Origin of the sequence: Xanthomonas sp. SHU 166 (genome assembly GCF_000364685.1) — a bacterium.
Taxonomy (GTDB): domain Bacteria; phylum Pseudomonadota; class Gammaproteobacteria; order Xanthomonadales; family Xanthomonadaceae; genus Xanthomonas_A; species Xanthomonas_A sontii.
Genome location: NZ_AQOJ01000788.1, coordinates 1 through 13,112, shown reverse-complemented (window position 1 = coordinate 13,112; position 13,112 = coordinate 1). Strand labels below are relative to the sequence as shown.

Below are 13,112 nucleotides of genomic sequence, written 5' to 3'. Positions count from 1 at the left end.
GGGTGCGGCCACCGGCTCGGACGCAGGCACGTGCGCGCCGCTGCTGTCATCGCAGGACATGGCCGCAACTCTGGACAGGGACTGGAGATGCATCGACATCGACGGGGCCGGACGGGAAGGGCAGAGACGACAAGCCCCGGCAGGGGCCGGGGACTCGTCGGTTCATGGCGCGGAGCGCGACAAGGCGGACTTAGAACAACTCGACCGTGCCGGCACCCATGCTCTGCTGCGCCACCGGCTTGTGCGGCGGACGCTCCCACTCGGTGCGCATGTCGCGTAGGCGGTTGCCGACCCGCTGCAGGGCGTCGAGCAGTTCGTGGTCGAACACGCCGCCATTGCGGTGCAGCAGTTCCTGCAGCGCCACGGCCTCGCGGTTGATTGCGGTCAGGCGGTCCAGGTGGGTGTGCACGCCGCCCAGGGCCTGGGTGGCGATGTCCTCGAACTGCAGGGCGCGCACCGCTTCGGCGACGCTGCTGTCGATGGCGCGGCCGCACTCGGAGATCTCGCGCATGCCATCGCCCAGCGAGTGGTTGATCGCGGCCACGTTGTCCAGCATCGCCGCGGCCTCGGCCCGCGCCTCGCGGGAGCGGTCCATGTCGCGGGAGGCCATGTTCGAGACCGTCTCGCGGACCTTGGCGATGGCGTCCTTGGAGCTGTGCGCCAGCTTGCGGATCTGCTCGTTGAAGGTGGTCGAGCGCTCGGACAGGTTGCGCACCTCGTCGGCCACCACCGCGAAGCCGCGGCCCGCCTCGCCGGCGCGCGCCGCTTCGATCGCCGCGTTCAGCGCCAGCAGGTTGGTCTGGTCGGCGATCGACTTGACGTCCTCCAGCAGGGCGAAGATGCCGTCCAGGTGCTGGGACATGTCGTCGATGTAGTGCACCGTGGTGCTGCTCTGGCCGCTGACCTGCTCCAGCGCCTCCACCAACTGCTCCATGCGCTGGCTGGCATGCTGGGCGAAGCGGGCCACGTCCACCCCGGCGCCACCGTCTTCGCCGGCGCGGTCGACGATGCGGGCCAGCGCCACGCTCTGCTGCCGCGACTTGCGGTTCATCGCCTCGAAGCTGCCACCCAGGCCGCTGACCGCCTGGCGGATCAGTTCGCGGGCACGTTCGATCTCCGAGCGCGAGCCCTCGATCTCGTTGCCGACGAAGCTGCGCAGCTCGGTCAGCAGGTGGTCCTGCTCGCGCATGACCTTGGCCTGCTCCGGCGAGCGCCGGCTCTGGCTGTACGCGGTCCAGCCGGCGAAACCGAGCCAGCTCAGCGTCATGGTGGTGAGGATGGCCCAACGGACCGGGGCCGGCCAATCGAAGCCGGCGGCGATGGGGAACAGCAGCGTCAGGGCGAGCGGGGCGGCCAGACGGATCAGGAGGCGTGAGTACATGGAAGTTCTCGGCAGATTCACGATTGCTGTATCGGCCGCCCCCCCCGGGTCTTTAGCAACGCGGTGCGCGGATCATCGAAACCTGCCGACATTCGTACGATCCGCGTCGCAGAACCACCGCGGGCGGCGCGCTGCCGGCCCGGCGCCGGCCCTCCGGGGACTCAGCGCAAGGCGCGGTCCACGGTCTCGCGCATGCGCCGCTTGGCCAGCAGGAAATCCCACAGGCTGCCGCCCATCTGCCGCCACAGCACCGCCGAACGCACCGCCGCCAGCAGCAGCGCGCGGATCTCCGCCACCACCCCGGCCTGACCCAGGTAATGCGGGTTGCCCTGCACCATCACCCGCGGGCGCAGGTGGCTGATGGTGTCGGCGTAGAGCTGGCCCAACGCCGCGATCACCTCGGGGTGGGTGCTGTCGGCATGGCGCTCCAGCAGCGGCGCGATCCGGGCCAGGCCGGCATCGACCTTGGCGTCGGTCTCGGCATCGCCGGCGAAGCGCCGTTCCAGCTGGATCACCGCCAGCGCCAGCCGCGGCAGCACCTCGTCCTGGCCCTGGTTGCGGAAGTAGTTGTGCAGCAGGCGCAGGCCCGGCGCCAGGTCGGCACGGCGGCCATAGACCGCTTCGGGGCTGGGCGCGTCGATGCGGAACACGCTGTCGAGCAGGGTGCGTACCAGCGACGCCTCGGACTGGCCGGTCTCGGCGATGCGCCGCACCTGCTGCAGGGCCTGGGCCATGCCCGCCAGCGCCAGCATGCGCGCGTCCATGGAATCGGTCATCGAATGGGGTCCTCGTGTACGGCGGGGGCCTGCTGCGCCAGGCGGCGCTCCAGCGGGGCATCGGTGGTGGCGATCACGGCGCCGCCCAGGCATTCCTCGCCTTGGTACAGCACCAGCGACTGCCCGGGGGTGACGGCGCGCTGCGGGCGCGCGAAGCGGACCGACAGGGTGCCGTCGTCGCCGACCTCGACCGTGCAGGGGTCGTCGGCCTGGCGGTAGCGGGTCTGCGCGGTGCACTCGAAGCGCCGTGCCGGCGGCGCACCGGCGATCCAGTGGGCGGCCTCGGACTGCAGCCCGTTGGCCATCAGGTAGGGGCTGTCGCGGTCCTGGTCGACGTACAGCACGTTGCGGGCGACGTCCTTGCCGACCACGTACCACGGCGCCGCGGCGCGGCCGCGCACCCCGCCGATGTTCAGGCCCTCGCGCTGACCCAGGGTGAAGTAGAACACCCCCGGATGCTCGGCCACGACCTGCTCGTGCGGGTCGCGGATCTCGCCGCGCCGCGCCGGCAGGTAGCGGCCAAGGAATTCGCGGAAATCGCGTTCGCCGATGAAGCAGATGCCGGTGGAATCCTTCTTGGCGTGGGTCGGCAGGCCGGCTTCGCGGGCGATGCGGCGCACCTGTTCCTTGGGCAGTTCGCCGACCGGGAACAGGGTCGCGGCCAGTTGCGCCTGGCCCAGCTGGTGCAGGAAGTAGCTCTGGTCCTTGTTGCGGTCCAGCCCGCGCAGCAGCCGCCAGTGGCCGCCGAGGCTGTCCACCCGCGCATAGTGGCCGGTGGCGATGCGCTCGGCGCCAAGCTCGCGCGCCGCGTCCAGGAAATGCTTGAACTTGACCTCGCGGTTGCACAGCACGTCCGGGTTGGGCGTGCGCCCGGCGGCGTATTCGGCCAGGAAGTGCGCGAACACGCCTTGCCAGTACTCCTGCGAAAAGTCGCGGAAATGGAAGGGGATGCCCAGTCGCCCGCACACCGCCACCGCATCGCGGCGGTCGTCGTCGGCACGGCAGTCGCCGCTGCCGTCGTCGGCCCAGTTCTGCATGAACAGGCCGGACACCGCCGCGCCCTGCTGGACCAGCTGCCAGGCCGCCACCGACGAATCCACGCCGCCGGAGACCCCGACCATGACCGCTGCGCCGCTCATGCCACCTGCCGCAGCAGATCCAGCGGGTAGCGGCGCCCGGCCAGGTAGTCGGCCACCACCTGCCATACCAGCGGGCTGCGCCAGCGCGGCGCTTCGGCCTCCAGTTCGGCCGGGGTCATCCACAGCGCGCGCACGATGCCAGTGTCCAGCGGCCGCTGCGCATCGTGCGCGACCGGATCGGCGGCGAAGGCGAAGCGTAGGTAGTGGCGGCCGGTGTCGGCCTTCCACTGGTAGGCGCCGATGAACGCGGTCGGCTGCACCTGCCAGCCGGTTTCCTCCAGCGTCTCGCGCACCGCGGCCTCGATCAGGCGCTCGTCCGGCTCCAGGTGGCCGGCCGGCTGGTTCAACACCAGCGCACCGGCGATGGCTTCCTCGACCTGCAGCAGGCGCCCGTCGCGCACCACCACCGTGGCCACGGTCACGTCCGGCTGCCAGGGTTCCGCGGCCGCCGTCATCAGAACAGGTCCTTGCCGCCGTTCAGTTCGGCGTCCATCGCATCGGCGCCGCGCGCGGCCGCCTCCAGCGCCTCGCGCAGCGCCGCATCGTCGGCATCGGCGGGGATCTTGACCACGAACACCGCCGTGCCGCCCTGGCGCACCCAGCCGCCGAGGATGTCCGACTGCGCGTCCTCCAGCAGCCGGTTGGCGACCTTGTCGGGCAGGCTGTCGCCCTGCGCCTGGTAGGCCGGCGACCACACCTCGCGGATGCGGTAGCTGCCGAAGGTCTCCACCGGCGAGCGCACGTAGGTGAGCTGCTTGCGCTCCTGCCCGTGGTCGCGCAGGCCGAACAGCACCTGGTAGTCGCCGTCTTCGTCCGCCTGTACGTCGTAGCCCAGCGCCTGCAGGCGCTTGCCCAGCGCCGCATCCGGCGTCTCGGCGGCGGCCGGCAGGGCGGCGGCGAGCAGCGCGGCGAGCAGCGGAAGCTTGGGGAACATCGTCGAATGCATGCGGAGCGCCATCGAAAGGAGGGGAATTGTGCGGGCAGGGCCGGCGATCGTCCAATCCTGGCCGGCGGCCCCCGTATATAATGGGCGGATGCCCCGCAAGAATTCCCCCGAGCACGATCATGGCGTCATGGTGGAGACCGGCAAGCCGGAAGTCGCCCGCCCGCCCATGTATCAGGTGCTGCTGCTGAACGACGACTACACCCCGATGGACTTCGTGGTGACCGTGCTGCAGCAGTTCTTCTCCCTGGACCTGGAGCGCGCCACCCAGGTGATGCTGCACGTGCATACCCGCGGCCGCGGGGTGTGCGGGGTCTATACCCGCGAGGTGGCTGAATCCAAGGTAGCTCAGGTGAACGAGTTCTCGCGGATGAACCAACATCCCCTGTTGTGCACGATGGAAAAAGCCTGATAGTGGGAGGCGTCGGTCACCGGTTTGCCCGGACTAACGCGGTGTGAACACACTGATCCGATAGGGTTGTGGAAATTCGCAACTCAAGCCACATATTGTCGGCAACAGACGTCGGAGTACACCATGTTCAGCAAAGATCTCGAGCAGACCATCGGCCAGTGCTACAAGCGCGCCCGGGAAGCCCGTCATGAGTTCATGACGGTGGAGCACCTGCTGTTGGCATTGCTCGACAATCCCTCCGCCCAGGCCGTGCTCAAGGCCTGCGGCGCCGACGTCGACCGCCTGCGCGGCGACCTGGAACAGGCCATCGAAGCCTCGGTGGCGCGCCTGGCCGACGACGATGGCCGCGACACCCAGCCCACCCTTGGCTTCCAGCGGGTGCTGCAGCGGGCGGTCTACCACGTGCAGTCCTCGGGCAAGAAGGAGGTCAGCGGCGCCAACGTGCTGGTGGCGATCTTCGGCGAGAAGGACTCGCATGCGGTGTACTTCCTGAACCAGCAGGACATCACCCGCCTGGACATCGTCAACTACCTGTCCCATGGCATCGCCAAGATGGGTGAGGACGGCGAGCACGCCGCGCCGTCCGACGGCGAGCCCAAGGGCGAGGCGGGCGAGGGCGAGCCCAAGGGCGACGCACTGGCCGAGTACGCCACCAATCTGAACGAGCAGGCCCGCAATGGCCGCATCGATCCGCTGGTGGGCCGCGCCGACGAGATCGAGCGCACCATCCAGGTGCTGTGCCGCCGCCGCAAGAACAACCCGCTGTACGTGGGCGAGGCCGGCGTCGGCAAGACCGCCATCGCCGAGGGCCTGGCCAAGCGCATCGTCGAGGGCACGGTGCCTGAGGTGCTGGCCGACGCGGTGATCTTCTCGCTCGACCTGGGCGCGCTGATCGCCGGCACCAAGTACCGCGGCGACTTCGAGAAGCGCCTGAAGGGCGTGCTGACCTCGTTGAAGAAGGTGCCCAACGCGGTGCTGTTCATCGACGAGATCCACACCATCATCGGCGCCGGCTCCGCCTCCGGCGGCACCATGGACGCCTCCAACCTGATCAAGCCGGCGCTGTCTTCGGGCGAGCTGCGCTGCATCGGCTCGACCACGTTCCAGGAGTATCGCGGCATCTTCGAGAAGGACCGCGCCCTGGCGCGGCGCTTCCAGAAGATCGACATCGTCGAGCCGACCGTGGGCGAGACCTTCGAGATCCTGCAGGGCCTCAAGCCCAAGTACGAGGCGCACCACGGCGTGACCTACGCCGACGACGCGTTGCAGGCGGCGGTGGACCTGTCGGTCAAGCACATCGGCGACCGGTTGCTGCCGGACAAGGCGATCGACGTGATCGACGAGGCCGGCGCGCGCCAGCGGCTGCTGCCGGAAGGCCAGCGCAAGGAACTGATCGACATCGAGGAGATCGAGACCATCGTCGCCAAGATGGCGCGGATCCCGGCCAAGCAGGTCAGCGCCACCGACAAGGACGTGCTGCAGCACCTGGAGCGCAACCTGAAGATGGTGATCTTCGGCCAGGATCCGGCGATCGAGACGCTGGCCTCGTCGATCAAGCTGGCGCGCTCGGGCCTGGCCAATCCGGAAAAGCCGATCGGCAACTTCCTGTTCGCCGGCCCCACCGGCGTGGGCAAGACCGAGGTCACCAAGCAGCTGGCGCTGCAACTGGGCATCGAGCTGGTGCGCTTCGACATGTCCGAGTACATGGAGCCGCATTCGATCAGCCGCCTGATCGGCGCGCCCCCGGGCTACGTCGGCTTCGACCAGGGCGGCCTGCTGACCGAGAAGATCGTCAAGACCCCGCACTGCGTGCTGCTGCTGGACGAGGTGGAGAAGGCGCACCCGGACATCTTCAACATCCTGTTGCAGGTCATGGACCGCGGCGTGCTCACCGACACCAACGGGCGCGAGGCCAACTTCAAGAACGTGATCCTGGTGATGACCACCAATGCCGGTGCCACCCAGGCCTCGCGGCGCTCGATCGGCTTCACCCAGCAGGACCACTCCACCGATGCGATGGAGATCATCCGCCGCAGCTTCACCCCGGAGTTCCGCAACCGCCTGGACGCGGTGGTGCAGTTCCAGCCGCTGGCCTTCAGCCACATCCTGCGCGTGGTCGACAAGTTCGTGATCGAGCTGGAGATGCTGCTGCAGGAGAAGCACGTGTCGCTGTCTGCGACCCCGACCGCGCGCGACTGGCTGGCCCAGCACGGTTTCGACCCGCTGATGGGCGCGCGGCCGATGGCACGGGTGATCCAGGACAAGGTCAAGCGCCCGCTGGCCGACGAGTTGCTGTTCGGCAAGCTGGTCAACGGCGGCCGCGTCACCATCGACGTGCGCGACGGCGAGCTGGTGGTCGATACCCAGGCCGAGCCGGAGCGCCTGCTGCCGGCCACGGTGGACTGAGGCCGGGCCGACAGGCACGACGAAAGGCGGCTGCAGAGGCTGCAGCCGCCTGGCGAGGTCACCGTCGTTCCACCGTTGCAGACGCGAAAGGCGGCCGTTGGCCGCCTTCTTCATGTCCGCCCGGGGCGGATTACTTCATGCGGTAGGTGATGCGACCCTTGGTCAGGTCGTACGGGGTCATTTCGACCTTCACCCGGTCGCCGGTCAGGATGCGGATGTAGTTCTTGCGCATGCGGCCGGAGATGTGGGCGATGATTTCGTGCCCGTTTTCCAGCTTGACCCGGAACGTGGTATTGGGCAACGTCTCGCTGACGGTGCCTTCGAATTCGATGGAGTCGTCTTTCGACATGTAATCCTGTGCGATTCGGAACGGCCAAAGGCCTGAAGAGCGAGGATTTTACTCGCCTGGGCCGCGCCATGCAAAGTTTGCGTTAATCCCGCTCAGCCCTGGGCCAGTTCCGCGGCCGCCAGGGTGCCGAAGCGCAGCGTCCACGGCGCGGTCTCGGCAGTCGCCGCCACCAGCGGCGCGATGGTGTCCAGGAACCGCGCACGCGGCCAGCGCTCGGCGCCCAGGCTGAGCAGGTGGTCGTTCTCCACCTGCGCGTCGATCAGCGGCCAGCCCCAGCCGTGCAGGCGCCGCGCCAGTGCCGCCAGCGCGACCTTGGAGCCGCCGCTGCGCGCACTGAACATGCTCTCGCCGAAGAACATGCGCCCGATCGCCACTCCATAGATGCCGCCGACCAGCTCGTCGCCGTCGAACACTTCCACCGAATGTGCGTGGCCGGCCTGGTGCAGGGCCAGATAGGCGTCGCGCATCGGCGCGGTGATCCAGGTGCCGTCCTGGCCGCGGCGGGGGAGTTGCGCGCAGGCATCGATGACCTGGGCGAAGGCGGTGTCGGCGCGCACGGTCCACGGACAGCGGCGCAGGCTGCGGCGGAAGCGCGAGGACAGGCGTACGCCGTCGCTGCGGAACACGGTGCGCGGGTCCGGACTCCACCACAGGATCGGCTCGCTGTCGGAGTACCAGGGGAAGATGCCCTGGGCGTAGGCCGCGAGCAGGCGCGTCGGCGACAGGTCGCCGCCCACCGCGAGCAGGCCGTCCGGCTCGCGCAGGGCGCTGGACGGCGGCGGGAACGGGGCGGCGGGATCGGCCGCGAGCAGGACAGGGAGACGACGCATCGCCGGCAGCGTAGCCGATGCCTCAGGCGTCGTGGCGGAACGGCGAGTGGCGCTGCAGCGCCGCCGCGTGCTGGCGCACCTCGGCGCGCTCCTGCGCGCACCACTCGGCCAACGGCAAGCGGAAGCCCGGGTCGGCGATCCAGTGGCGGCTGCGTACCAGCCGCGGCAGGAAGCCGCGGGCGATCTTGTGCTGGCCCTGCGCGCCCGGCTCGAAGCGGGTCAGGCCCTCGCGCAGGCAGTACTCGATGCCTTGGTAGTAGCAGGTCTCGAAGTGCAGGCCGGGCAGGGGCTCGCCGCCCCAGTAGCGGCCGTACAAGGTGTCGCCGCCGCGCAGGCAGAACGCACCGGCCACCGGCGTGCCGTCATGGATGGCGAGGAAGATCAAGAGGTTGCGCGGCATCGTGCGCGCAAGGTGCGAAAAGAAGTTCAGGGTCAGCGCCGGCGAATTGCCGTAGTCGTCGAAGGTGCGCAGATAGAAGCCGTACATCGCCTGCAGGTCGGCGGCGCTGGCCTCGTCGCCGTGCAGCACGCGGAAGCCGATGCCGGCGCGCTGCACCTTGGCCCGCTCCTGGCGGATGTTCTTGCGGTGCTTGTGGTCCATCGCGCCCAGGTAATCGTCGAACCCGGTCCAGCCGGCGTCGTTGTGCCACTGGTACTGCACGTCGTTGCGCTCCAGCCAGTCGGCGCCGAACGCGGCGTCCTCGTCGGCGCGGTGGAAGTTGACGTGGGTCGAGGACAGGCCGGTGCGCTCGCTCAGCGCCTGCATGGCCGCGAGCAGTTCCTGCTGCGCCGCCAGGTCGCGGGCGAGCAGCCGCGGCCCGGTCACCGGCGAGTAGGGCACCGCGCACAGCCACTTTGGGAAGTAGTCCTGGCCGTAGCGCGCGTAGGCATGCGCCCAGGCATGGTCGAACACGAATTCACCGTGCGAGTTGCTTTTGACGTAGCCGGGCGCTGCCGCGACCAGCGTCTCACCGTCCCACGCAGTGAGATGCAGCGGACTCCAGCCCCAGTCCGGGCGCAGGCAGCCGTGCTGCTCCAGGCCGGCCAGGAAGGCGTGGGCGACGAAGGGATTGCGACCGTCGTGCAGGGCGTCCCAGTCGGCGGCGGCGACCGCATCGAGCTGGTGCAGCCAGCGGATCCGGCTCATCGCCGGCGCTGCTCGCGGTGGAAGGCGGCGCAGCGGCCGCCGGCGTCACCGGCCGCGCGCGCGGGCGCACGGCCGCTGCCGGCCTGACGCCGGCAGTTCAAGGCGTGCGCGGACTCAGGCACCCTTGTCCAGATAGCGCTCGGCGTCCAGCGCGGCCATGCAGCCGAAGCCGGCCGAGGTGATCGCCTGGCGGTAGTGCTGGTCGGCGACGTCGCCGGCGGCGAACACGCCCGGCACCGAGGTCTCGGTGGCGGCGCCGCCCAGGCCGGAGCGGATCTCCAGGTAGCCGTTGTGCATCGCCAGTTGGCCGTCGAACAGCTGGGTGTTCGGGTGATGGCCGATGGCGACGAAGAAGCCGTGCGCCTCCAGGTCGCGGGTGCTGCCGTCCTGCACCGACTTGACCCGCACGCCGGTGACGCCGGCCTCGTTGCCCAGCACCTCGTCCACCTGGTGATGCCAGACGGTCTCGATCTTGCCGGCGGCGACCTTGGCGAACAGCTTGTCCTGCATGATCTTTTCCGCGCGCAGGGTGTCGCGGCGGTGCACCAGATAGACCTTGCGGGCGATGTTGGACAGGTACAGCGCCTCTTCCACGGCGGTGTTGCCGCCGCCGACCACGACCACGTCCTGGTCCTTGTAGAAGAAGCCGTCGCAGGTGGCGCACGCGGACACGCCGCGGCCCTTGAACGCCTCTTCCGAGGGGATGCCCAGGTACTTGGCGGTGGCGCCGGTGGCGATGATCAGTGCGTCGCAGGTGTAGTCGCCGCTGTCGCCGCTGAGCCGGAACGGGCGCTGCGACAGGTCGGCGGTGTGGATGTGGTCGAAGATCACCTCGGTCTCGAAGCGCTCGGCATGCGCCTGCATGCGCGCCATCAGGTCCGGGCCCATCAGGCCGTGCGGGTCGCCGGGCCAGTTGTCGACCTCGGTGGTGGTCATCAGCTGGCCGCCCTGCTGCAGGCCGGTGATCACCACCGGCTTGAGATTGGCGCGCGCGGCGTAGACCGCGGCGGTCCAGCCGGCCGGGCCGGAACCCAGGATCAGCAGGCGGGAATGCTTGGCGGAATTGGCGGCAGAGGGGCTCATGTATACTCGCGAACAGGGTGAAATGGCGGCGGAAACGCGGCATTGCGCGGGTTCCGGCGAAGGCGCATAGAGTGGCGGCCGGCCTGGAACGAATCAAGCCGCGTGGCGGAAACGCTGCGGCCCGCGGCGACAGACTTCGGGTTTCGCGCGTCGTTGCCCGCCTCGATCGGGCGCTGCCAGCATCGGCCTGCGCAAGTCCGGACGATTCAGGTGCCGACTGCTGAAATGCAAGGGCGAGTCGTTTATTATCAATCACTAACGATGCATTTCTAAGGTCTGGTCATAGCGTGGCGAAGCAGGTTCCGGAACGCGGCAAAACCCAGGGCGCCAACGCGGCGGCACGCAAGCAGGGCGCCGCGCCCAACCCACGCCGGCAGAAGCTGTGGCGCGATCTGGCGCTGATCGCGATCGCGCCGCTGCTGCTGTACCTGCTGGCCAGCCTGGCCACGTATTCGGCGACCGATCCGGGCTGGTCGCATACCGGCAGCGTGGTCGCGCCGGTGCACAACATGGGCGGCAAGTTCGGCGCCTGGATCGCCGACGTGCTGCTGCAACTGTTCGGCTACGTGGCCTTCCTGCTGCCGGTGGTGATCGGCGCGATCTCCTGGATCGCGCTGTTCGGCATGGACCAGGACGGCGATGGCGAGGCCGATCTCGGCCCGGCGCTGCGCCTGGTCGGCATCGTCGGCTTCCTGATCGCCGCCACCGGGCTGCTGCACCTGCGCCTGTTCGCCGGCGACGTGGCCGGCGCCGGCGGCATCCTCGGCAAGCTGGTCGGCAATTCGCTGGGCGCCGGGTTCGGCGCGCTCGGCGCCAACCTGTTCGTGCTGGTATTGCTGCTGGTGTCGGTGACCCTGGCCACCGGGCTGTCCTGGTTCGCGGTGATGGAGCGCATCGGCAAGGCGGTGATGACCCTGCCGGCGCTGGCGCGCCGCGGCACCCAGCAGGCCAACGAATGGCAGCAGACCCGCGCCATGCGCGAGGAGCGCGAGGAAGTGCGCAAGGTCGACGCGGTGCAGCGCGCCAAGCGCGAGCCGGTCAAGATCGAGCCGCCGCCGGCGCCGGTGGTGGAGAAGAGCGAGCGGGCCAAGCGCGAGCAGCAGATCCCGCTGTTCCATGGCACCGGCAGCGACCCGTCCGGGGTGCCGCCGCTGGCCCTGCTGGACGACCCCAAGCCGCAGGCCAAGGGCTATTCCGAGGAGACCCTGGAAACCCTGTCGCGGCAGATCGAGTTCAAGCTCAAGGATTTCCGCATCGAGGCGCAGGTGGTCGGCGCCTATCCGGGTCCGGTCATCACCCGCTTCGAGATCGAACCGGCGCCGGGGATCAAGGTCAGCCAGATCAGTTCGCTGGACAAGGACATCGCCCGCGGCCTGTCGGTGAAGTCGGTGCGCGTGGTCGACGTGATCCCGGGCAAGTCGGTGATCGGCCTGGAGATCCCCAACGTCAGCCGCGAGATGATCTATCTCAGCGAGCTGCTGCGCTCCAAGGAATACGACAAGTCGGCCAGCCCGCTGACCCTGGCCCTGGGCAAGGACATTGCCGGGCGCCCGACCGTGGCCGACCTGGCGCGCATGCCGCACCTGCTGGTCGCCGGCACCACCGGCTCGGGCAAGTCGGTGGCGGTCAACGCGATGGTGCTGAGCCTGCTGTACAAGGCCTCGGCCAAGGATCTGCGGATGCTGATGATCGACCCGAAGATGCTCGAACTGAGCGTCTACCAGGGCATCCCGCATCTGCTGGCGCCGGTGGTCACCGACATGAAGGAGGCCGCCAACGGCCTGCGCTGGTGCGTGGCGGAGATGGAGCGCCGCTACAAGCTGATGAGCGCGGTCGGCGTGCGCAACCTGGCCGGCTTCAACAAGAAGGTCAAGGACGCGCAGGACGCCGGGCAGCCGCTGATGGACCCGCTGTTCAAGCCCAACCCGGACCTGGCCGAGGCGCCGCGGCCGCTGGACACGCTGCCGTTCATCGTCATCTTCATCGACGAATTCGCCGACATGATGATGATCGTCGGCAAGAAGGTCGAAGAGCTGATCGCGCGCCTGGCGCAGAAGGCCCGCGCCGCCGGCATCCACCTGATCCTGGCCACCCAGCGCCCGTCGGTGGACGTGATCACCGGCCTGATCAAGGCCAATATCCCGACCCGCATCGCCTTCCAGGTCAGCTCCAAGATCGACTCGCGCACCATCCTCGACCAGTCCGGCGCCGAGACCCTGCTGGGCCACGGCGACATGCTGTACCTGCCGCCGGGCACGGCGATGCCGGACCGCGTGCACGGCGCCTTCGTCAGCGACGAGGAAGTGCACCGGGTGGTCGAGCACCTCAAGGCCAGCGGCCCGGCCGACTACATTGAGGGCGTGCTCGACGAAGTGCAGACCATGGGCGACGGCACCGTGATCGGCGCCACCGGCCTGCCCGAAGCCGGCGGCGGTGGCGGCGACGAATCCGATCCGCTGTACGACGAGGCCCTGCGCATCGTCACCGAGACCCGCCGCGCCTCGATCTCCGGCGTGCAGCGGCGGCTGAAGATCGGCTACAACCGTGCCGCGCGGCTGATCGAGGCGATGGAAGCCGCCGGCGTGGTCAGCCCGCCCGAACACAACGGCGACCGCAGCGTGCTGGCGCCGCCGCCGCCGAAGTGAC

General features: G+C 69.2%; 12 protein-coding genes. 3 read left to right on the top strand and 9 right to left on the bottom strand.

Annotated elements, in window-relative coordinates:
• Window positions 1-190: 190 nt before the first annotated feature.
• The 5 genes from D180_RS18280 to D180_RS18260 all read right to left on the bottom strand — a co-directional run bounded on the left by D180_RS18280 (window position 191) and on the right by D180_RS18260 (window position 4,254).
• Window positions 191-1,381, bottom strand: a complete 1,191-nt coding sequence (locus D180_RS18280) for a methyl-accepting chemotaxis protein (protein WP_017908265.1) — start codon at window positions 1,379-1,381, stop codon at window positions 191-193.
• 161 nt (window positions 1,382-1,542) lie between these two features.
• Entirely contained in the window at window positions 1,543-2,157 is a 615-nt protein-coding gene (gene hflD, locus D180_RS18275) for a high frequency lysogenization protein HflD (protein WP_017908264.1), read from the bottom strand.
• On the bottom strand, window positions 2,154-3,296 hold the full coding sequence (gene mnmA, locus D180_RS18270; protein WP_017913927.1) for a tRNA 2-thiouridine(34) synthase MnmA: 1,143 nt from the start codon (window positions 3,294-3,296) through the stop codon (window positions 2,154-2,156). The genes hflD and mnmA overlap by 4 nt, the downstream gene beginning before the upstream one ends.
• On the bottom strand, window positions 3,293-3,751 hold the full coding sequence (locus D180_RS18265; RefSeq protein WP_017913926.1) for an NUDIX hydrolase: 459 nt from the start codon (window positions 3,749-3,751) through the stop codon (window positions 3,293-3,295). Before D180_RS18265 ends, mnmA begins: the two co-directional genes overlap by 4 nt.
• Complete coding sequence (locus tag D180_RS18260; RefSeq protein WP_017913925.1) at window positions 3,751-4,254, bottom strand: hypothetical protein; 504 nt, start codon at window positions 4,252-4,254, stop codon at window positions 3,751-3,753. Before D180_RS18260 ends, D180_RS18265 begins: the two co-directional genes overlap by 1 nt.
• Before the next feature lie 76 nt (window positions 4,255-4,330).
• Here D180_RS18260 and clpS point away from each other — a divergent pair, with 76 nt between their 5' ends.
• The gene (gene clpS / locus D180_RS18255) at window positions 4,331-4,651 is read left to right on the top strand and encodes an ATP-dependent Clp protease adapter ClpS (RefSeq protein WP_010341728.1); all 321 of its coding nucleotides are present in this window, start codon (window positions 4,331-4,333) and stop codon (window positions 4,649-4,651) included.
• 123 nt (window positions 4,652-4,774) lie between these two features.
• On the top strand, window positions 4,775-7,057 hold the full coding sequence (gene clpA, locus D180_RS18250; RefSeq protein WP_017913924.1) for an ATP-dependent Clp protease ATP-binding subunit ClpA: 2,283 nt from the start codon (window positions 4,775-4,777) through the stop codon (window positions 7,055-7,057).
• Between the two features lie 130 nt (window positions 7,058-7,187).
• Here clpA and infA read toward each other — a convergent pair whose 3' ends face one another.
• The 4 genes from infA to trxB form a co-directional block, all read right to left on the bottom strand.
• The gene (gene infA, locus D180_RS18245) at window positions 7,188-7,406 is read right to left on the bottom strand and encodes a translation initiation factor IF-1 (protein WP_004425677.1); all 219 of its coding nucleotides are present in this window, start codon (window positions 7,404-7,406) and stop codon (window positions 7,188-7,190) included.
• A 92-nt stretch (window positions 7,407-7,498) separates the two neighbouring features.
• A complete protein-coding gene (aat, locus tag D180_RS18240; RefSeq protein WP_017913923.1) occupies window positions 7,499-8,236 on the bottom strand; it encodes a leucyl/phenylalanyl-tRNA--protein transferase in 738 nt (245 codons plus the stop codon).
• A gap of 22 nt (window positions 8,237-8,258) precedes the next feature.
• Window positions 8,259-9,383, bottom strand: coding sequence for a GNAT family N-acetyltransferase (locus D180_RS18235; protein ID WP_017913922.1), 1,125 nt, complete (start codon window positions 9,381-9,383; stop codon window positions 8,259-8,261).
• 114 nt (window positions 9,384-9,497) lie between these two features.
• Window positions 9,498-10,466, bottom strand: coding sequence for a thioredoxin-disulfide reductase (gene trxB / locus D180_RS18230; protein ID WP_010341722.1), 969 nt, complete (start codon window positions 10,464-10,466; stop codon window positions 9,498-9,500).
• A 287-nt stretch (window positions 10,467-10,753) separates the two neighbouring features.
• On the opposite strand from trxB, the gene D180_RS18225 reads away from it, so the two are divergent.
• Window positions 10,754-13,111, top strand: a complete 2,358-nt coding sequence (locus D180_RS18225) for a DNA translocase FtsK (RefSeq protein ID WP_017913921.1) — start codon at window positions 10,754-10,756, stop codon at window positions 13,109-13,111.
• Window position 13,112: the final 1 nt, after the last annotated feature.

Bases quoted from the DNA above. Each gene is read 5' to 3' on its own strand.
- hflD (WP_017908264.1), bottom strand. From the start codon at position 2,157: ATGACCGATTCCATGGACGCGCGCATGCTGGCGCTGGCGGGCATGGCC.
- clpS (WP_010341728.1), top strand. From the start codon at position 4,331: ATGCCCCGCAAGAATTCCCCCGAGCACGATCATGGCGTCATGGTGGAG.
- trxB (WP_010341722.1), bottom strand. From the start codon at position 10,466: ATGAGCCCCTCTGCCGCCAATTCCGCCAAGCATTCCCGCCTGCTGATC.
- mnmA (WP_017913927.1), bottom strand. From the start codon at position 3,296: ATGAGCGGCGCAGCGGTCATGGTCGGGGTCTCCGGCGGCGTGGATTCG.
- clpA (WP_017913924.1), top strand. From the start codon at position 4,775: ATGTTCAGCAAAGATCTCGAGCAGACCATCGGCCAGTGCTACAAGCGC.
- D180_RS18260 (WP_017913925.1), bottom strand. From the start codon at position 4,254: ATGGCGCTCCGCATGCATTCGACGATGTTCCCCAAGCTTCCGCTGCTC.
- aat (WP_017913923.1), bottom strand. From the start codon at position 8,236: ATGCGTCGTCTCCCTGTCCTGCTCGCGGCCGATCCCGCCGCCCCGTTC.
- D180_RS18280 (WP_017908265.1), bottom strand. From the start codon at position 1,381: ATGTACTCACGCCTCCTGATCCGTCTGGCCGCCCCGCTCGCCCTGACG.
- infA (WP_004425677.1), bottom strand. From the start codon at position 7,406: ATGTCGAAAGACGACTCCATCGAATTCGAAGGCACCGTCAGCGAGACG.
- D180_RS18235 (WP_017913922.1), bottom strand. From the start codon at position 9,383: ATGAGCCGGATCCGCTGGCTGCACCAGCTCGATGCGGTCGCCGCCGCC.
- D180_RS18265 (WP_017913926.1), bottom strand. From the start codon at position 3,751: ATGACGGCGGCCGCGGAACCCTGGCAGCCGGACGTGACCGTGGCCACG.